Origin of the sequence: Lactobacillus jensenii DSM 20557 (genome assembly GCF_001436455.1) — a bacterium.
Lineage (GTDB): Bacteria > Bacillota > Bacilli > Lactobacillales > Lactobacillaceae > Lactobacillus > Lactobacillus jensenii.
Window position 1 is genome coordinate 115,919 of sequence record NZ_AYYU01000002.1, and the last position, 23,988, is coordinate 139,906.

Genomic DNA, 23,988 nt, shown 5'->3' on the forward strand with positions numbered 1-23,988 from the left:
TGATGTTCACGACAATGGCAAGACCGAATTAGCTATTCCTCGTGGCATTATGACTTCAATTATTGGTAAGAGTAAGGCTGTTGTTGATACAACTGAAGTTCAAAGTGCAATCAACGCTATTAAGCAATACCTTGAATCTAATGGCTACACCATGATTACCAAGAATCCAGTAATTCCAACTAATTTTGATGCTGATTCTAAGGTTGATCAAATTGTTGAATTAGACTTCGATCACAAGACTGACGTAATTGATCATGGTCATATTCCTGATGGCAGCCCAATTAAAGCTTCAGATCTTGAAACTACCGTTAAGAGAACTGTCACTGTTCATAATACCGATGGTTCAACTCAAACTGTTAACCAAGACTTTACTGCAACTAGAACTGCTAACTACGATCCTGTTACTAAGAAAGTAATTAGCTACAACCCATGGTCTGGTTCAAGTAGTACTTTCACTATTTCTCCACAAAAGGGCTACAAGTCTCGCTGGACTACTAGATTTGGTGAAGGGACTCCAATTTCAGCTAAGAGTGGCGATACTGATTACCAATTAGTACCCGCATACGACGTTGATGCACAACACATTACGGCTGACACCGTTCCTGGTCAAAATGTTGACGTTTACTATGACGCACAAGATGCGACTAGAACTATCAAGTACCAAGATAAGGATACTGGTAAGATTGTCGGCTCATTTGACTCAGATCCAGGTAAAGTTGGTACCCAAGTAACAGTTGACATTAAGGGTAATGTTCCAGACGGTTACGAATTGACCCCAGGTATTGAAATTCCAACTCAAGTTGACGTAACTACTGACGACGTTCCAGTTGTTGTTTCTGTTCAACGTAAAGGTACTACTTACTCATACACTGATAAGAACTTGCCAACTGGTGTGACTGCAGATGACTTACAAAAGACTGTTAAGCGTCAAATTATTGAACACCTGACAACTGCAGGCCAAGATCAAGACAAGTACATTAATCAAACTGCTAACTTTGTCAGAACTGTCACTGTTTACCCAGCAACTAAGGACTTACCTCAAAAGGTTGTCTTTGGTGAATGGACTCCTAAGACTGACGCAGATGCAGTCTTCAGTGAAAAGGCAATTGACCAAGTAGATGGTTATATCAGCGTTGAAGTTGGTAGTGATACTGTAACTGGTCACCCAATTACTGTTGTTCCAAGCCAAGTGGTTCAAAAGTCTAACGGCGAACCAATTGATGCGGATACTTTCCACGTATACTACCGTAAGGTTTCTACAGTTCCAGAAGGAAATATTCCAGAAGGTACTACTAAGAAAGATGGTACTAAGTTAACTGATGCTGACTTAGGTACTGATATTATCCGTGATATCTATGAAACTGCACCCGGTACTAGTGAACCTAAGCTTGTTAAGGTACAAAAAGTTCGTTTGACTAGAGATGCTTTGGTCAACCAATATACTCATGAAGTTTTGGGTTATTCAGATTGGAGAATTAATAGCGAATACAACAAGAATCATGCAGCAGATGGGTATGCTGACACTTTGCCAGACTACACTCCAACTGCTTACACTGGCTACACTCCTTCAGTTGCAGAAGTAACTCCAATCATTCAAATTGATAACAACACTCCACACTTGATTCACGTATATATTTCATACAATAACCAAAAGCGGACACAGGTTATCAACTATGTTGACTCAGCAACTGGTAAGACTGTTCGTACCCAAACTATTACTGGTGTATCAAACCAAGATTCTTCAGAAAATCTTGAAGTCCCAGCAGGTTACGAACAAGACACCACTAAGAAGGCAGAAAACGTAACCTTTAGTGAAGATGGTCAAAGTATTATTGCTCACTTCCAAGACAAAGATTTACCTACTGGTACTATCTACGTTAAGGCTGGGCAAGATACTTACACTAAGGACAATGTTCCAGAAAACTTACGTGACCAAGTAGTTAAGGAAGTTACTAGAACTATTACCGTTAACCGTCCTGGTGAAAAGACACCTCAAGTAATTAAGCAAACTGTTATTTTCCATAGAACTATCAAGTTTGATAAGGTAACTGGTCAAGTTATTCCTGAAACTGCAACTGCTTGGGTAACTGATGATAACTCAGCAAACGGCACTTGGGCAGAATATGATGCACCAACAATTGCTGGTTACGTACCAACTACTGCTACAGTTGCTAGTCAATCAGTTACTGCAGACACAGCTGACGCTAACATTACTATCAACTACACTGACAACACCCAAAACATTAAGTTGAAGGCTGTTGACGATACAAATAACGCATCTGAAATTACTATTCCAAGTGGTTACACTACTGAAATTTCAGGTACCAGTAGCACTCCAGTAGACCAAGATAAGCTCCAAGGCGCAATTGATAAGATTGTTAAGGCTCTTGAAGATGAAGGCTATAAATTTGCAGGTAACAACACTATTGATACTTACGATAATGACAAGACTACTGATCAATGGATTACCATTCACTTCACTCACCAAACTGAAGAAGATAGTAAGGGGCAACTTCCTGAAGGTGTAACTCCAGAAGATTTGGAAAAGACCATTACTAGAACTGTTCACGTTAAGGGTGAACCAACTAAGGGTGACCATGATGAAACCCAAACTGTTACTGCAACTCGTAAGGCAATTTATGACAAGGTAGCTAAGAAGATTATTGGTTACACTGATTGGACTGGAGCAATTCCTGTGTTTAACATTGACCAATACACTGGTTACACTTCAAAGGTTGATGGCAATGCTGCTAAGGAAGTTTCAAGCGTAACTATTGATAACAATACTCCAGCTACTCTTGAAAACACTGTAACTTACGAAGCAGGAGATGCCACTCAAATTATTAACTACGTAACTGAAGATGGTACTAAAGTGGGTACAACTTCAATTAGTGGTCATGTTGGGGATGCTCTTGGTAGCGGTGTTGTTGACAAGATTAACGGTAATGTTCCAAGTGGCTACGAATTAGTTTCTGGCCAAAACTTTACTAATTATGAAAGCAACAAGTTTTCTACTGTTGATAATCCGATTAGTGTTTATGTCAAAGGCGAAAACGGTGCTCGAGCTCAAATTATTTTCAAGGATATTGAAACTAGTAGAGAAATTGGTTCTGCTCGAGATGTAACTGGTCCATCCGGTGAAACTAAGGAATTTGACTTAACTGCACCGAATGGTTATGACTTCGTTGACCCAACTGATGCTAAGAAGAACATTACCTTCTCAACAGATGGCAAGACTGTTATTATCCCAGTTTATGTAAAGCATCACACTGATACGATTGGTCCAAATGACAATCCAGATGACGCTACTAAGAAGTTAATCACTCAAAGCTTAACTGGTAATGCAACTAGAACAATTACTGTTCACAAGATCGATGGTTCAACTACTACTGAAACTCAAACAGTTCAAATGCATAGAAGTGCCATCATCGACCGTGCTACAGATACTGTAACTTACACTGCATGGGAAGCTGATGATCCAGCAAACGCAGCATTTAAGGAATACACTCCTGCTAAGCAAGCTGGCTATACCACTTTAGTTGACGGTGCTCCAAAAGACACTGTTGCTAGTGAAACTCCAACTAAGCCAGGTGACGAAACTGTTAACGTAACTTACAAGGCCAGCCAAAAGTCTGCTGAAATCCGCTACGTTGATAGCAAGACTAAGCAAGTTGTTAAGACTGATGCTGTTACTGGTGCTCCTGGTGAAAAGGTAACTAACTTCACTACTTCAGTACCTGATGGCTATGTCTTAGATGATGGTCAAAAGGTTCCTAGCGAAGTTGATATTGCTGCTGGTGACCAAGCAACTGATCCAATCACTGTTTACGTTCACCAAAAGATTGATACTTTAACTACTGATCAAGCTAAGACTCATGGCGTTCTTGATAGTGATTTAGCTAGAACTGTAGCTAGAACGGTTATTATCAATGAACCAGGTAAAGCAAGTCAAACTTACACTCAAGTTGCTCACTTTACTCGTCAAGCTCAATTGAATGAAGCAACTGGTGCAATTACTTACACTGCTTGGACTTCAAGTGATAGTCACTTTGACGCAATTAGTGTTCCAGAAGTAGCAGGTTACAAGTCAACTGTTGCTGCAACTGATCCAAGCGTTGGAGCAATCGACGTAACTGCAGAAGACAGAGACAAGTTCGTTGTTGTCAACTACACAGCAGGCGACCAAGACTTAACTATTCGTTTGCACGATGTTACTGATTCTTCTAAGTCTGTTGATATCGCTGTTCCATCAGATGTAACTAGCGTCTTCCACGGCAAGAGTGGAGCTGCAATTGATTCAACTGATTTACGCAGTGCTATTAGCAAGATCAAGGATGAATTAGCTAAGCAAGGTTACCAATACGTTGGCGAAGACATGCCAGTTGACTACGACACTGACGACAAGGTAATGCAATACCTTGACATGAACTTCAAGCGCGTAAGTCAAACTGTTGGTCCTCACGACACTATTCCTGAAGGTACTAAGAAGGATGACGGTACTGACTTAAGTGAAAAAGACTTAACTCAAACCGTAACTAGAACTATCTACACTACTGATCCGGAAGATAACCAAACTCGCTTCACTCAAACAGTTGTTGTAACTAGAACTGCAACTATTGACATGAACACTAAAAAAGTTACTGGCTTCTCAGCTTGGTCAAGTGCAAGCTTTGATCAATACACTGCTCCTTCATATAAGAACTACACCACTAACATTGATGTAGATGGAAGCGGAAATAATGTTGTTGGCCGTGCGGTAACTGCTGACGAAATTGCTAGTGGTCAAGCCAAGGATGTTCATATTACTTACACTAAGAACACCCAAGAAGCTACTCCAACTAACATTCCAGATGGCGCAAAGAAGAGTGATGGATCTAAGTTAACTAAGGATGACTTAGAAAAATCAGTAACTAGAACTATCCACTTCGTTGATGAAAACGGTAATAAGGTTGCTGATGATAGTGTAGAAAAAGTAACCTTTACTAGAACTGCCACCTTAGATAAGGATGGTAAGGTAATTAGTTACAGCGACTGGACTCAATCAGGTAGTTGGGATGATGTAACTAGTCCTGAAAAGGCTGGCTTTAAGGCAACTATTGCAACTATTCCTGCAGTAGCTTTGACTCCAGAAACTGCTAAGGATGTTGAAATCACTGTAACTTACAAGCCTGAACGTGTAATTGGTCACATCAAGTTCGTTGACGACAAGACTGGTGCTTTAGTTTCAGATAAGATTGTTGATGCTAAGGCTGGTCAAACTGGCGTTGCAACTAATGCAGCTGTTCCAGAAGGTTACGAAATTGCTGCTGATTCTGAAGTTAAGACAGTTCCAGCAAGCTTAGACTTTGGTGCAACTGACCACGATGATGTAATTATCAAGGTTAGCCAAAAGGTTGACGATGTTGACCCAGATCACATCCCTGATGGTGTAAAGAAGAGCGATGGTACTCCATTAACTGAGGACGACTTAGAAAAGACCATTACTCGTCACATCCACTTTGTTTACCCAACTAGCTACAAGGGCGCTAAGGATGACGACTTCGATCAAACTGTAACTATTAAGCGAACTGCTCAATACAATGAAGCAACTAAGACCGTAATCTTCGGCGACTGGCAACCAGCAACTCTTGAAGCTTACACTCCAGCTGACCGTGAAGGCTTAGTAACTCCAAGTGCTGTTCCAAGCTTGACAGTCGATGAAAACAGTCAAGACAGTTCTGTAACTCTTACTTACACTACTAAGACCGCAAGTATGAACTTCAAGGCCTACGATGATACTGAAGGCAAGGACATCACTTTACCAAGCACTTTGCAAACTTCAATCAGCCATGCAGGTGACCAAACTGTTACCCAAACTGAAATTGATGGTGTTGTTGAAGGTATTAAGTCTGCAGTTGGTGATAACTACAAGTTTGAAAAGACCGAAACTGATGAAAATGGCAATGTAGTTGTTCACTTCACTCACAAGACTAGCCCAGTAACTCCAACTGATAGTGATCAAGCAACCACTAAGGAAATTACGAGAATTATTCACGTAACTACTCCTGATGGCAAGACTTATAACTACAAGCAAACTGTTACTGCAACTAGAACCTTGACTCGCGACTTAGTCACTGGCAAGGTGACTGAAGGTGATTGGACTACTCCAAGCTTTGACCAATATGGTGCACCTCAATATGATGGTTACACTTCACAAGTTGATTCTACTAATTCAACTGAAGTTACAGCTCATCAAGTAACTGCTGATGAAATTACAGCAGGTAAGGCAAGTGACGTTAACGTAACTTACCAAGCTAATGACCAAAGCTTCAAGGTTCACTTCATTGATGCTAAGACTGGTCAAGAAGTTCTTAGTCCTGTAACTTACTCAGGCAAGACTGGCGAGAATGTAACAATTGATCAATCTAAGTGGAACTTAGCTAACTACAAGTTAGTTCCTGGTCAAAATATTCCAGCTAGCGTTAAATTGAGTGCTGAGCCAAGTGACCTTTACGTAACTGTTGATCACAACACTACTCAATATGACACTAAGAACCCAGGCAAGTTCAATTTATCTAAGACCATTACTAGAACAATCAAGGTCGTTGACCCTGTAACTGGTGCAACTTCAGTTGTTGATGCTGAGAGTGTAACCTTTACTAGAACTGCTACTGTTGATAATGTTGATGGCAGCGTAATTTACAGTGATTGGACTCCAACTGGTGATACTACTTGGGCAGACTTCATTGCTCCAGCTAAGACTGGCTATACTGCAAGTCCTGAAACAATTAATGGTAAGACTGTTTCTGCATATGATAATGATGAAACTGATATCATTACTTATACTGCCAACAACCACGATGTCATAGTTAAATATGTTGACTCAACTGGTAAAGAGGTAGGTAACAAGACTATTTCAGGTAAGACTGGTGCAACTATTCCTGTTGATGCTCAAAGCGGCCTCCCAGATGGCTATGAAATTGATCCAAACAAGCCAGCTCCAGCAACTTACACTGTTGGTGACGGCGATGGTCAAACAATCGAAGTTCATGTCATCACTGGCACTCACACTTACCATGAAGGTGACAGCAATGTTCCAAGCAACATCCAATTGGCTAAGACTGTAACTAGAACTATCAACACGATTAGTCCAGACGGTACAATCTCAACTCAAAAGCAAAGCATTACTTTCACAAGAACTGCCACTGTTAACGCAGCAAGCGGCAAGGTAACTTATAGCGATTGGATAGCTTCAGTAAGTTCAGCTTCAGGTAAAGACGTAACTGTAGGACCTGACGGCGTCAAGTTTAGTGCAGTAACTCCAGTAGAAAAGACTGGCTACAAGACTAACATTGATGGTAATTTAGCTGAAGAAACTATTACTGCTGATTCAAACGACAGCGTTGTTAACGTAACTTACACTCCAGAAGATCAAAGTGTAGTAGTTAAGGCTGTTGATGATGACAACCATGGTTCTGATATTACTGACTTGATTAAGCCAGCAATTGCAGCCCTTAGCGGTAAGACTGATGCTGCAATTGACCCAGCTCAAATCACTTCAGCAATTACTGCTGCTAAGACTGCTTTAGCTGACAAGTACGACTATGTAAGCTTTGACCCTGTAACTAAGTTTGGTGAAAGTGGTCAAGGTCAATTAGTAATCCACTTCAAGCACAAGACTGAAACTCTTGATAAAGATCACACTGGTGCTGGTACTGAAGACGACTTTGTCAAGGAAGTAACTAGAACGATTCATTTGACTGACACTACTAATGCCACTCACGATTACGTTCAACACGCTACTGTTTCAAGAACTGCTACTAAGGACCTTGTAACTGGTGCAGTAACTTACTCTGACTGGTCAGTTGCTAAGTTTGATGAATTTGACATCCCTCAAGTTGACGGCTACAAGTCATACGCCGGCAGTACCAAGGGTGATCAAACTACTGCAGCTACTCAAGTTGCAAGTGCAGATGTTACTGTTTCAAACAACATCCCACAAAATGGTACTGATGTTTACGTATCATACAAGGGTAATGAAAACACCAACCAAAGCATCGAATACGTTGATATCGCAACTGGTAAGACAGTTAAGACTGATACTGTATCTGGTATTGTTGGTCAAAACACTACTTACGCAGGAACATTGCCAAAGGGTTACGAATTAGCAAATAATTCATCAATCCCAACTAGCGTAACTATCACTGCTAACAACACTCCAGTTAAGATTTACGTAAGACAAATTACTTACACTGACGCTAACAAGCCAAGTGACTTGACTGATGCCTTGTCAGAAACTATCACTAGAACTATTCACTTCGAAGGCATCACTCATGATGATGTTGTTCAAAGTGTAAGCTTCACTAGAACTGCAACTTATAACCAAGACACTGGTAAGTACGACTTAAGTGCTTGGACTCCAGTTGATGGTAACAAGTGGGCCTTCTACAATGCACCACAAGTTGCTGGCTACACTGGCACTGCTGATCACCTTGAACAAGTAACTGTTGACCCAGATACTACTAAGAATGATGAAGAAACTATCAAGTACACTGCTAATGCTCAAACTGCTCGCGTTATCATGAAGGATTCTGATAACAACGATTCAGTAATTAGTATTGATACTGTCAACGGTACAACTGGTCAAAATGTTGCAATTAGCCCAGTAATTCCAAAGGGATATGAACTTGATACTGCAAGAACGGCTAACTTGCCAACTTCAGTTCAATTCACAACTGACGGCACTCCAACTGCTGACACAGTAATCTATTTGAAGCACAAGCTTAGTTCTACTCCAAGTGACTGGCCATTATCTGATGATGCTTACAAAGAAGCAACCTCAATGACTATCACTAGAACCATTACTATTTCTAAGCCAGGTCAAGCAGATCAAGTAATTAAGCAACCAGTCACCTTGACTCGTACCATTACCTTTGATGCAGTAACTGGTGCAATCAAGAGTACAGGTGCTTGGTCTACAGGTAGTTGGAACTTAGTTGGCTATGTACAAGCTCCAGATCCAATTGTTTATAACGGTATTACCTACAACCGAGTAGTAACTTCAAATAGTTCAAACCCAGCTGAACAAGGTAATAATGCTCTTCAAAAGGAAACTGTAACTAGTGCTTCTAAGAGCTACGATGTTCACGTAACTTATGTTGCTAATGCAACTACCTTAAACTTCAAGGCTGTTGATGATGATAACAAGGGTGTTGCAATTCCAATTGACGGAATTACCACTTCAATTACTCACCAATCAGGTCAAGCTCTTGATTCAACTCAAGTTCAAACTATTGAACAAGCTATTATCAATAAGGTTCAAGGTCTTGGATACACCTTTGTACCAGGAGTTGATGAATCTAACCCAAGTGAATATGTACTTCACTTCAAGCACACTACTTTGACTTTGAAGGATAATGATTCAACTCCTAAGGGCATTACTGTTGATCCTTTGAACAAGATTATCTACCGGACTATTAGCTACAAGTTTGGTGATAACAACAGTGCTGGACTTGACTACTCAACTAACGAAAGCTACATCTTAAAGAGAACTGCAACGATTGACTTAGTTACTAAGGCAGTCGAATACACTGACTGGGTAATGGTCAACTCAGATGGTACAACTTCAACAAGTTTGGCTATGCCATATGAAGCTATTCCAACTGCTCCAACTGGTTATACCTTCGATAGGATTGATGGTCATGATGGTACTGATGGTCAACCTGCTTGGACTGCAATTCCATCAATGAACATTGATTCTACATTAATTAATAGTACAAACCCAACTAAGATTAACTTGGTTATAAGATATAAGGTTGCTAGTCAAACTGTTCCTGTTTATATCTATGATGTAGATTCAAAGACTCCAAATACTGCAATTGGTAAGACTGAAACTGTGACTGTTGATGGTAAACCAGTAGTTCAACCAAAGGCTAAGGAAACTGTAACTACAGGTATCAGATTTAACTACAATTATGGCCGTGCATGGTTAGACGCTAACCTTAACAATGGTGATAATTATGAATTTGTCACTGGTGAGAGTTACACTGGTTACTTCACCATGTCATCAGATGGGATACCAAAGGCAATTAATGTTTATGTAAGACATAAGCATACAACTAATACCGAAACTACCACTTCAACTAGAACTATTTATGTTCAAGGACAAGATACTCCACAAACTCAAGTAGTTCATTTCACTCGTGATGTCTACAAGGACTTAGTAACTGGTGAAGTAACGGGTTATGGTAACTGGACAATCGCCACTGATAAAGACAATAGTCCTGAACAATGGGATGCAGTTGATGAAGGAAAGGCTAAGCCTGGTTACACTACTTATATTGATGGTGTTAAGGGTGATACTATTGCCAGTCAAACCCCACTTCCTAACCAAAATGTTGCAGTTCATGTAACCTTTGAAGCAAATCCTGCGTCAGTAAATGTTGTTTACCGTAATGATGCAACTAATGTTGTTGTTCAAACAGTTCCATTTACTGGCACGATTGATCAGACAATTCCTTTGACTTACACAATTCCTGCGGGCTATAAACTTGCTCCTGATCAGAATTTACAAAAGAGTTACACTCTTAAAGCTCAAAACGGTGACATCACTGTTTATGTTGAGACTGATCCAAAGACTTACACGCCAGAAACAGTTCCAAGTGATGTGCCAGAATCAATCAAGGATCAAATGACTAAGACCGTAACTCGTCACATCGAAATCGTTTACCCAGAAGGCTATACTGGTGACAAGCTTGCTACTCCAATTGACCAAAGCGTCACCTTTGAACGCTCTGTAACTGTTGACCTTACTAAATCTGGTGCTGATCGCTATGTTTTAGGTAACGATTGGCATGTCAAAGGTAGTGATAATACTCAAGGTTCATGGGCAAGTGTTGAATTAACCAAGATTAATGGTTACCACACTGACCAAGGAATTGATGCTGCAACTGTTGATGCTAATAGTTCTAATGTAAACTTGACTATTCACTACTTAGCAGATGATGCTCAATTAGGTATCAAGGCAGTCGATGACACTGATAATAGTGACATTACTTCTAAGATTGGTTCTGCAATTGCCAATATCACCGGTAAAACTAATGAAGCCGTTGATGCCGACAAGGTTAACGCAGCTGTTAAATCTGCTAAGGATCAACTTGCTAAGTTAGGTTACACGTACGTTGGTACTGATGTGGTAACTAAGTTTGATGATGTAGTTGATACTACAGCTAAGCCAAGTCAATACTTAGTAATTCACTTTGCTCATGCAACTTCAACTTACAACCGCGGTGACAAGGACTTACCTGATGGCGTAGATTCAAGTCAATTAACTAAGAGCGTAACTCGTAAGATTATTGTTCACACTCCAGATGGCAATACTTCAACTATTACGCAAACTACCACCTTCGGTAGAACTGTAACAGTTGATAACGTTACTGGCACTGTAACTTACGGCAAGTGGACTCCAACTGATGGTGAATTTGATCAATATGATATCCCTCAACTTGAAGGCTACACTTCTAGTGTTCAATACAGCGGTGATGCACAAGCAGCTGCAGCAACTAGCGTTAACAAGGCTAGCGCAGTTGATGGTCAAGGTAACCCAGTAGATGGCAGCCAAGTCGATGTTTACTACAACGCAAACTCTGGCAAGCAAGAAATCAAGTACCAAGATGAAGGTGGCAACGACAAGGGTAGTCAAACCTTAACTGGTAAAACTGGTGAAGTTGTCAAAGTTGATCAAACTAAGATTCCAGCAGGTTATGAAGTTGTTCCAGGTACTAACAACCCAACAACTATTACCATTCCAGGCAAACCTAGTGATCCAATCATCATTAAGATTCAACCTAAAGTTGATGTCATTACTTTAGACAATAACAACAAGCCTAAGGGTGTTACTGATAGTGACTTAACTAAGACAGTTACTAGAACTATCAATGTTCATAAGCCAGATGGCACTACATCAACTACTACTCAACAAGTAGTCTTCACTAGAACTGCTAACTACAATGAAGCAACTAAATCAGTTGATTCATACTCAGCATGGGTACCAGTAAGTGGCAACAAGTTCAGCGAATTCAACGCTCCAACTATTGCTGGTTACACTCCAGATAAGAATGCTCCAGAAGTTGATGTAAGTCCTGACACGGCAAACAGCACTGTTGAAATCAACTACAACGCTAACAAGAACTTAACTGCTCACATCATTTACGTTGATGATAACAATAATGAAACCCCAGTTAAGGTCGATAGCGTAACTGGTCTTGGTGCTGGCGACCACCATGACTACACTGCAGTCGCTCCAAGTGGCTACGACTTAGCAAGTGGTCAAGCTTCAACTGTCACAATTACAGTTCCTACTGATGGCACAGCTCCAAGCGACACTATCATTCACTTGACTCAACACTCTGACCCAATTAAGGGCGGAAGCGACGAAACTAGCGACAAGACTTACGACTTGAAGCGCACAGTAACTCGTCACGTTTATGTCAAGACTCCAGATGGTCAAACTAAGTTTGTTAAGGATCAAGTTGCTACATTTACTCGTGATGTCACTGTAAACCGTGCAACTGGTGCACTTACTTACACTCCATGGACTAGTGATGACAAGAACTTTGAAGCTGTATCAAGTGATGACATCGATGGCTACACTCAAAACCCAGTCAGCGCAATCACAGTTGATGAAAACTACGGTGAACAAACTGCTTACATTACTTACAGTCCAAAGGCAAGTCAAATTACCTACAAGGCTGTTGATGATGATGCAAGTGGTAAGGACATTACTCCAAGTGGCATTAACACAACTGTTGATAACGCTAAGGGCATTGACCAAGCTACAATCGATAAGAACAAGGCTAGTGCTGAAGCTGCAATCAAAGGTGCTGTTGGTAACAAGTACAAGTTCAAAGAAGCAACTACTGATGGTAACGTAATTACACTTCACTTCGTCCACACCACGACTACTTACGGCTCAGATACTAATAAGCCAGGCGTAGTCAAGGGCATGCTAGAAGCAGATGTAACTCGTCCAATTACCATTGTTAGTCCTGATGGCACTAAGCAAACCATCGTTCAAACCGTTCACTTAACTAGAACTGCTACTGTTGATGAAGAAACTGGCGACGTAATTTACGGCAACTGGACTACTGGTCAATTTAAGGCTTACCCAGTTAGTGACGTTGACGGTTACACTACTGAAGTTAAGTACGGCGATAGTGCTGAAGCAAAACGCGTTGACGGCGACGTTAAGGCAAGCGACATTACAATCACTGGCCAAGATGCAGATGCTAAGCCAGAAAATGGCGAACCAGTAATCGTAACTTACAAGCTTAACGACGCAAGTGGCAAGATTAGTTATCAAACTAGCGACGGGACTGAAGTAGGTAGTCAAACAATCAGCGGCAAGGCTGGTCAAACTTCTACTTACAAGACAACTGTTCCAACTGGTTATGAATTAACTGATCCTAACCAAACTGCCGTAACTGTAACTTATCCAACTGATGGTAGCCAAAAGACTGTTGTTGTAACTGTTCAAGCTAAGAATGACACTTACGATAATACTGGCGACAAGCCTGATTGGGTAAAGGAAGCTACTACTAAGGATGTAACTAGAACTATTCACTTTGCTTACCCAGATTCATACACTGGTACTAAGCATGATGATGTAGTTCAAACAGTTCACTTCACTAGAACTGCAACTAAGAATGAAGCTACTGGTGACGTAACTTACGGTGACTGGACTGCACAAGGCAGCGACCAATTCGATGCATTTAACGCTCCAGATATCCATGGTTACCACCCAACTTCAAGTGCTCTAGTTGTAACTGGTGTTAAGGCTGATGGAAGTTATGATGATGTCACAATCACTTATGCTCCAGATGATTTGGTCGGCCGTGTAATTTACAAGTACACCGATAAGAACGGCAACGTATCTGTTGTTGGTGCTCAAACTGTAAACGGCACAACTGATGAAAGTCGTCAATTAACTGATGGTGACCTTAACGTTCCTAAGGGCTACAAGTTAGTAGATGGTGAAGCTTTGCCAACTATCAACTTCAAGCCTGGTCAAACTAACGAAGTAACTGTTAACGTTGATCACGTAATTGAACACTTCAACTCAGGTGACGATATTGATAGCCACAAGGGCGATATGCCTAAGGGTGTTGACATTACTGCTATTAAGCAAGGTATGACTAAGACCGTAACTAGAACTGTTTATGTAACTCCGGTTAACGGTGAACGTCACCAAGTTGATCAACAAACTGCTCACTTCAAGCGCGGTGTCACAATCGACTTTGCAACTGGTGCAGTAATTTACGATCCTTCTTGGACTAGTGATGACGCAACCTTCAAGGATGCTTCAAGTGAAGTTGCCCCAGCTCCAACAGGTTACTCAATTGTTTCTACCCATACTTATGGTCAAGAAACTGTCACTGCTAACGACAATGACATCGATGTTGAAGTAACTTATGCAGCAGCTAAGTCACACATCACTATCGTGGCTAAAGACAAGAGTAATAACAACGAAACTATTACTATTCCAAGTTCAATTTCAACTACTCTTGACGGTCAAACTGCTGCAACTGTTGATCCTAAGAACGTTCAAACTTATGTAGACGCTATTAGCAAGGCTCTTGAAAGTGAAGGCTACCAATTCGATAGCACTGACACCTTCCCAACTGCCTTTAATGGCGACACTACTTTGAACATCTACTTCACTCACAGAATTGATGACAAGACTACTAACTTGCCAAGTGGTTCTGAAGATGTAACTAAGGATGTAACTAGAAGAATCCATGTAATTGCTCCAGATGGTCAAGACTACTACATCGATCAAACAGTTACTGCAACTAGACAAGCTAAGGTTGACGCTGTAACTCATAAGGTAACTGGCTACACTGACTGGACGATTCCAGAATTGACTAGCGTAACTGCTCCTCAATATGCTGGCTACACTCCAAGCATTGCTAGTGTTGAAAGTCATACGCCAACTGCCGATGAAATTAACGCAGGTCACACTGATGAAGTAACAATTACTTACACTGGTCTTGCAACTACTCAAAGTTACGAATACATTGACGCTGATACTGGTAGTCAAGTTGGTCAAACTTACCAAGGTGCTAACGGCAAGGTAGGCGATAAGGTCAACTTCGACACTGAAATCACCACTAATATCCCTAACGGTTATGAATTACTTCCTGGCCAAACTCTTCCAGGTGAACACGAACTTGGTCAAACTAACCAAACCATCAAGGTTTACGTAAGAAAGACTGTAGTTGATGATAAGAACAAGACCACAACTACTCCTAAGGGTAGCGACAAGAGCACTCTTAAAGACTTATCTAAGACCATTACTAGAACTGTCATTGCTCATGTTCCAGGTAAGGATGCTCAACCTATTGCAAGTCAAGAAGTTCACTTCACTAGAACTGCAACTTGGAATGACGCAACTAAGAGTTGGGACTACAGCGACTGGAAGGTAGATGGCAGTCAAGTTTGGGATGCAATTAATGATAAGGATATCCCAGAAGTAGCTGGCTACACTCATACTCCAGTTCACGTTGATAGCTACAATGTTTTACCATCAACTCAAAACCAAACTGTTGATATCACCTACACTGCACTTGATCACACGACTCACGTCATCTACAAGTACGGCGACTTGACAATCAACACTAAGGAATTGACAGGTAAGACTGGTGATACCGTTCAAACTAACATTAATGACGGTATCCCTGAAAACTATGAATTAGTTCCAGATCAAAACTTACCTGAAAACATTACCTTTGCCGCTGATGGTCATGCAGATATTGTTGTTAACTTAGAGCATGCTCAAGACCACTACGATGGCAAGACTGGTGAAAAGCCTGCTTGGGCAACTGAAGATACTACTAGAACTGTAACTAGAACTATCCACCTTGTTTACCCAGAAGGTAAGAAGCCTGAAGGTGCTGAAGATACTCACACTGACAGCGCAACCTTCACTAGAACTGCTACTCGCGACAAGGTAACTGGTCAAGTAACTTACAGCGCATGGACTTTAGCTAGCGGCGATGCTAACTTCAAGAAGTTCACTGCTCCAGAAGTTGCAAACTACACTCCTTCAACTAGTGAAATCGCAGCTGAAACTGTAACTGCTGACAGTCCTGACACTAACTACACCATTACCTACAACGCAAACGGTACTAACTTTACCATTAAGGCTAGTGATGTAACTGGTGACACTCCAGTTGATATTCCAATTCCAACTGGCATTAACCCAGTAATCACTCACAAGTCTGATGGCAGTGACAATGATGAATTCAGCGCTAAGAAGGCTGGCGTAATTGCTGAAATTAAGCAAGCCTTAGCTGAAAAGGGTTATGACTTTGTTGGTGAAGATGGTAATGACACTGGTTTAACTCTTAAGTTCAAGCATCACGAAAACACTTACCACCAAGGCGACGATATCCCAGAAGGTGATAAGGACTTAATTAAGGAAGACTTAACTAAGAACGTAACTCGCAAGGTTATTACTACTAAGCCAGATGGCACTAAGAGTGAAATTACTCAAACAGTTACTGCAACTAGAACTGTAACTATTGATGAAGCTACTAAGACCGTAACTTACGGCGACTGGAGCCTTCCATCATTTGAAGGTAGCGGCGTTGAACAAATCAAGGGTTACACTTCACAAGTTGATGGCGTAAACGCAACTACAGTTGCAAGTCACCAAGTAACTACTGATGAAATTACTAAGGGCACAGCTAGTGACGTCAACGTAACTTATGTAGCAAATGATCACACTATGCACATCATTTACCGTGACGTTGACGATGGCTACAAGCTTGTTGGTGATCCAATTACTGTAACTGGTAAGACCAACACTACTGTTGACACAAACGCTAATGTTCCGGCAGGCTACGAATTAGTTGATGGTCAAACTAACCCGGCTACTGTAAGCTTCCCAGCTGATGGCAGTGAAGTTCAAGACATAACCGTTCTTGTAAAGCACCATGTAGAAGGCGTTGACCCTAACAAGCCAACTAACATTCCTGCAGGCGGCGACAAGGATGCTATCATCAAGGCTGGTAACAAGGATGTTGTTAGAACTATTCATTACCAGAAGGCCGATGGCACTAAGGCATTTGATGACACCACTCAAACAGTTCACTTCACTAGAATTGTTAAGGTTGATGCAGTAACTGGTAAGATTGTTGGTTACGGCGACTGGACTAAGGCAAATCCACAACCAGCTGGCGACAGTGACCACTGGTCAAGTGTCACTGTTCAAACTCTTGCTGGCTACACTCCAAGTCAAGATAGTGTTCAAGATCAAAGTGTTGATGCAGATACTAACGACAAAGAAATTACTGTTGTTTACACTGCTAACACTCACATGGCCCACATCATCTACCAAGATGCTGATAACAACAATAAGTCTATTTACAGTCAAAATGTTTACGGCCAAACTGATAAGACTTACACAATCAGTCAAGACACTACTAACCAAGATCCTAGCGTGATCGTAACTAGCGTTCCAACTGGCTACAAGTTGGCTGATGGTCAATCAATTCCAGGTTCAATTAGCTTTAATGCTGATGGTGCTAAGGATATCGTAATTAGCTTGAAGCACGAATTAGTTGACGCTAAGACCCCAACTGATGTTGATACTCACAAGGGTGACATTCCAAGCGGCACTGACCTTGATGCTATTAAGCAAGGCATGGCTAAGGATGTAACTAGATCTATCTACGAAACTAAGCCTGGCGAAAGCAGAAAGCTTCTTACTAAGCAAACAGTTCACTTCACTAGAACTGCTTCAATTGACCGCGTAACTGGTAAGGTAACTTATGGTGCTTGGACTCCTGAATCAGGTAGTTGGGATGCATACCCAGTTCAAGGTGTTGAAGGATATGAACAAGTTGTAACTGGTGGCACTTTAAGTGAAACTCCTGTTACTGGTGATATGAGTGACCAAGATGTTGAAGTAACTTACACTTCACAAGCTGCTCAAGACATCACTGTTGTTGCACGCGACGTAACTGACAAGACTAACCCAGTTGACCTTGGTCAAACTCAAAGTTTGCATGGTAACGTTGATAGCCCAGTAAGCGGCAAGGACTTATCTGATGCAATTGAAAAGATTAGAAAGGCACTTGTTGCTAAGGGTTACAACTACCAAGGTGTTGACGGTGAAATCCCAGTTAAGTTTGACAATTCCAAACACACTATAGTCTTAGACTTCACTCGTGCTACTGATGAAGTACCTGGTGGGACTACTATTCCTGACAAGTACAAGGGCATTATCGCTGATAGCGATGTAACTAAGACTTACACCAGAACTATCAATTTGCATTACAATGTCAACGGTCATGAAGTTGTTGAACATGTAACTCAACCAGTAACTCTTACTAGAACTGCTACTGTTGACTTAGCTAAGTTTGCAGCTGACCCAACTGACAAGACTGCTGTCACATACGGCGCTTGGACTACAGCTGATTACCCAGAATACAGCATCCCTGACAAGGCTGGTTACACTCCTTATGTAAATGACAACGAAACTCATTCACTTGCAGCAACTCCTGCAACTGATGATGTCAATGTTGATGTTTACTACAAGGGTCATGAAGGTACTCAAATCTTCAAGTACATTGATGCTGCTAGTGGCAATCAAGTTGGTGTAGATGTTAAATTCACTGGTAATGTAGGCGATTCTGAACAAACTTACACTTACGCAGTTCCAGCTGGCTACAAGTTAGCTAAGGGTCAAGGAACAAGTTCAACTTACAGTTTCACTGATGGTATTAACACTACTAACATCTACTTAGATCACGATGTTCAAGAAGTTACCCCAACTACTATCCCTGAAGGAAGCACAGACGTAACTAAGGCTGACTTAACTAAGACTGTAACTAGAACGATTAGCTACAAGTATGAAGACGGCACTGTTGCTCATGACGCAGATGTTCAAACTATCACTTTGACTAGAACTGCTTATGTAGATCCAATTACTCATCAAGTAACTTACAGCAACTGGACTAGTGATAAGAGCTTCACTGATGTAACTGCACCAATAATTGACGGTTACACTCCATCTAAGACTGAAGTTCTTGGTCACTCAGTTGACGGCGATAGTGATAATGAAAACATCACAGTTACCTACACTAAGAAGACTCAATCAACTGAAATTCAATATGTTGATGGTGACCACAAGGTAATTAAGACTGTTACTGTAACTGGTAAGACTGGCGACCCAGCTCAAACTGTTAACGTTGATGACGATAACAACAAGCCAAGTGGCTGGAAGCTTAGTGGAGATGCTCCAAAGACTATTACCATTACCTTTGATAATAATCACAAGCCGGTAGAGCAAATCACGGTTGAACACGACACTAGAACTTACAAGTCAGGTGATGTTAACGCTCCTGAAGGCCTTGACAAGACCGTAACTAGAACTATCAACTTCCACAAGCCAGCAGGCAATGAGCAAGTTGTTCAAACAGTTCACTACACTAGAACTGCTACTGTTGACTTAGTAAGTGGAGACATCAAGTACAATGCTTGGACTATTGCTGATGTTTCTGGCGCAACTAAGGGTGAAGGCACTGACGCAAGCTTTGATGCAATTAGTGTTCCAACAGTTGACGGCTATACTGCTGATCACACTCAAGTTGAAGCTCAAAAGGTAACTCCAGATACAGCTGACTCAGTTGTTGACGTTTACTACAACGCAAACAAGACTGAGATTCACTTCAAGGCAGTTGATGAAAAGACTGGTAAGGACATTGACTTACTTGGTAGCTTAACTAGTCCAATCAATGTTGACGTAACTACTAAGGATGCTGATAGCCAAGTTGCTAGCCGTGAAGCTGACATTAAGCAATACTTAGCTGATAAGTACACATTTGATAAGGTTGAAACTAGTCAAGATGGCAACATCACAACTTACACTTTGAAGTTCAACCACGCTACAGACACTATCTCTAAGGGTGGCAACTTACCTGAAGGTGTCAGTGAAAGTGACTTCACTAAGACCGTAACTAGAACAATCAATGTTCACACTCCAGGTCAAACTGATCCAGAAGTAATTACGCAAACTGCTACTGCTCATAGACAATTAGTTGTTGATAAGGCAGATGGTTCATACACTTGGACTCCTTGGGTAGTTGATTCACAATTTGGCACTTACAACGTTCCTCAAGTTGCTGGTTACACTAGTCAAGTTGATGGTCAAGACGCAACTAGCGTTGACGCTGTAGCAGTTGTTCAAGCTGATGACAACGACAAGACTCCACAAAATGGCAAGACTGTTGAAGTAACTTACACAGCTCAAGCTGCAAGTCAAAAGGTAATCTACATTGATGCTGCAAGTGGTGAGGAAGTTTCAAGCTTCACTGCAAAGGGTGAGGGCTATGTAACTGATGCTTCAGTCGACTTTGATGATCAAATCAGAACTAATAAGCCTGAAAACTACGACTTCGTCGACGAAAGTGAATTCCCAGGCAGCCACAAGTTAACTGCTGGTGAAAACACTCCTGTCAGAATCTTAGTCAAGACCCACAAGGATACTTATCATGATGGTGACAAGAACATCCCAACTGGTGTAGCTGCTCTTAGCCGTGAAATTACCAGAACAATCAATGTTTACGGCAAAGATGGCAAGACTCTTAACCACATTGAAGTTCAAACAGTTAAGTTCACTAGAACTGCTACTGTTGATGCTAAATCTGGTGCAATCACCTACAGCGATTGGACAGTAAGTGGAGATAGCTACTGGAACAGCTTTGACGCTTCAAGTTATGTTGATTCTGGTTACACTGCTCAAAGAGATACTCATATTGCTTCAGCAAGCGTAACTAGCGCAAGCCACGATGTTGTAATTGATATCTACGAAAAGGCAAATGATCATGCAGCAACCGTAACTTACATCGATCAAACTGATGCTAAGAATCCTGTAACTGTGATGAGTTACACCGTTCACGGCCAAACTGATCAAGATGTAACTGTTCCAAACCAAGTACCACACGGCTACAAGTTAGTTGACGAAGATGCATTGCCTGCAATCATTCACTTCACTGCTGATGGTGCAAAGGATGTAACTGTTTACTTAGTTCACGACACTGCAGATGATCTTAACAGTCCTAAGATCGATGACAAGACTAAGAAGGAAATTGAAGCAAACCTCACCAAGACAGTAACTCGTACAATTACTGTTCATGAACCAGGTAAGGACGCTAAGAACCTTCCAGCTCAAACAGTTTCATTCCACAGAACATTTAGCTATGATGTTTTGACTGGACAAGTAACTTACGGTGACTGGACTCCTGATGGCTCAACTACTTGGGTAGCAATCACAGACAAGAGCTTAATCCCAGATGTTGCTGGTTACACTCACAACACTGTTGATGAAGTTCGAAACATAACTGCAGATACTCCTGACGCTCATGTTGATGTTGTTTACACACCAGAAGATGCACAACCTGTAACCTTCAAGGCAGTTAACGACACCAAGAGTGGCGAAGAAATCGCAATTCCAGCTGATGTCATTAAGTCAATCACTGGTAAGACTGATGCAGTTGTTCCAGCTGACAAGGTTAGCGATGTCATCTCTGGCATTACTACTGCTTTAACTAAGCAAGGTTACACTTACGTCAGCGTTGAAGGTATTCCTACTAAGTACTCAGCAAGTGGCTCAACGGTAACACTTCACTTCAAGCAAGTTCCTGGTACTTACTCAACTGGTAACATTCCAGACGAATTCAGACAATATGTAAGTGATAAGGATCTTAACCGTGATGTAACTAGAACTATCATTGAACACTTGCCAAGTGGTGATAAGACTCTTGTTCAAAGAGTTCACTTAACTCGTACAGTTACTGTTGATACTGTTGCCTTTAGAAGTGCAACTAATGATGATGCTAAGACTAAGGCAATCAGCTTTGGTGCATGGACTCCAGCTGACAGTTCATTTGATGAATATGACTTTGATCAAGTTGCTGGTTATGAATCTCAAGTTGATGGCAAGGCTCAAACTAAGGCAGACACTCTTGCTGCTTTAAGTGATGGTCAACCAATTACGGATGTCACTGTTAACGTTGACTACGTTGCACAAGACGCAAGTCAACCAATTGTCTACGTTGATGTCGTAACTGGCAAGACAGTAGGCAACACTTCAGTAGGTGGTAAGACTGGAGAAAGCGTTGATATCAACACTCCAATTACCCAGAACATTCCAACTGGCTACAAGTTAGTTGATAACCAAAGCTTCTCAACGACAACTCTTGGTGCAACTAACAAGCCAATCAAGGTTCTTGTAACTGCTGATACTAAGCCTGCGACTGAAGAACAAATTAAGGCTGATCACGGTGTAGTTGAAAAGACTATCAAGAGAACCATCCACTATGTTGTTGAAGGTAGCGGTGTTGCAGCTCCTGAAGATGTAACTCAAGAAGTTCACTTCACTAGAAGCGCAACTTACAACCCAACAACTGGTAAGGTAACTTACGGTGAATGGACTCCTAAGGATGGCGAAAGCAACACTTGGGCTAGCGTAACTACTCCAACTATTGCTGGCTACATTCCAACAGTTAGTGGCTTTGATGCAGTAACTGTCACTGACAGGGATGTTGATGAAGATCTTACTGTTACCTACAAGCCTGAAGTACGTAACTACAAGGTTAACTATGTTGATCAAAATGGTAACGTAATTAAGACTGATACCGTAACAGGTAAGACTGGTGACACCGTTCAAATTAATAGTTCGACTCCATTTGGCTGGAACTTAGACGATGGTCAAACTATTCCAACTACTGCAACTCTTGATGCTGACGATACTAAGAATGTTGCTACTGTTCATGTTCACCAAGTAACTAAGACCATTAAGGGTAGCGATGATACTCATAATGATGCTTTGAACAAGACCGTAACTAGAACAGTTATCATCACTGATACTAGGGGTGAGCAAACTAAGCAAGTTCAAAGTGTTCACTTCACTAGAAACCAAGAAATTAACTTGGCAACTGGCGAAACTCACTACACTGATTGGACTGCTGATGGTGATGACAAGTTTGACGCAGTTACTGCTCCAACAGTTGACGGCTACACAATTGTCGGTCAAGCTCCTGAAGTAGATGGCGTTAAGGCAACTGATCCAGATACTACAGTTAACATCAGTTATGTTGCTAATAAACAAACTGATACCTTCAAGGCTGTTGACGATGATCAAAATGGTGAACCAATCTCATTACCAGGTTCATTTACTACTACTCTTAAGGGTGATAGTGATACCCCAATCACTCAAGACCAGGTAGACAGCGTAATTAAGGACATCAATGATTACTTAACTGAAAAAGGTTATGTATCAAAGGCAGCTCCAACAATTACTACTGATGAACAAGGTAACAAGACCATCACACTTCACTTTGGTCACGGAACTGAAGATACTTCAGCAACTGATCCAGCAGCTAAGAAGACCGTAACTAGAACTATCCAATTTATCGGTGCTGGCAAGCAAAGTCCAGTAGTTCAAACAATTACTGCTACTAGAACTGCTACTAAGGACACGGTAACTGGAGAAACTAAGTACGGCGACTGGACTGGTAGCTTCGATAAATACAACGCTCCTGTTCTTGATGGCTACACAATGACCATTGACGGACAAGATAGTACTGATGGTGTTGTACCAAGCGTAAATGTTGATAAGAAGGCTCCACAAAACGTAACTGTCACAGTTGTTTACACTGGTAAGCAAGGTCAACAAACTGTTCACTACATTGATGCTGATACTGGTAAAGAAGTTCAAGTTGATAACCCACAAGTAATTAGAGCTACTGTTGGTTCAACTCAAGAAGTTAACTTCACAGCTCCAAAGGGATATGACTTAATTCCAGGTCAAAAGACTTCAGAAGAAATTACTATCCCAGCAACTGATACTGGTATTGATGTCTTTGTAAAACAACATGTTGATAACTACGACTCAAAGAACAACCCAGATAACCTTGAACTTACTAAGGATGTAACTAGAACTAT

General features: G+C 41.3%; 1 protein-coding gene. It reads left to right on the forward strand.

All coding sequences use genetic code 11. The features are described 5' to 3' along the window. Positions 1-49: 49 nt before the first annotated feature. Positions 50-23,988: mucin-binding protein (locus FC45_RS07850; RefSeq protein ID WP_236694506.1), on the forward strand; the 23,939-nt coding region annotated here is incomplete at its 3' end.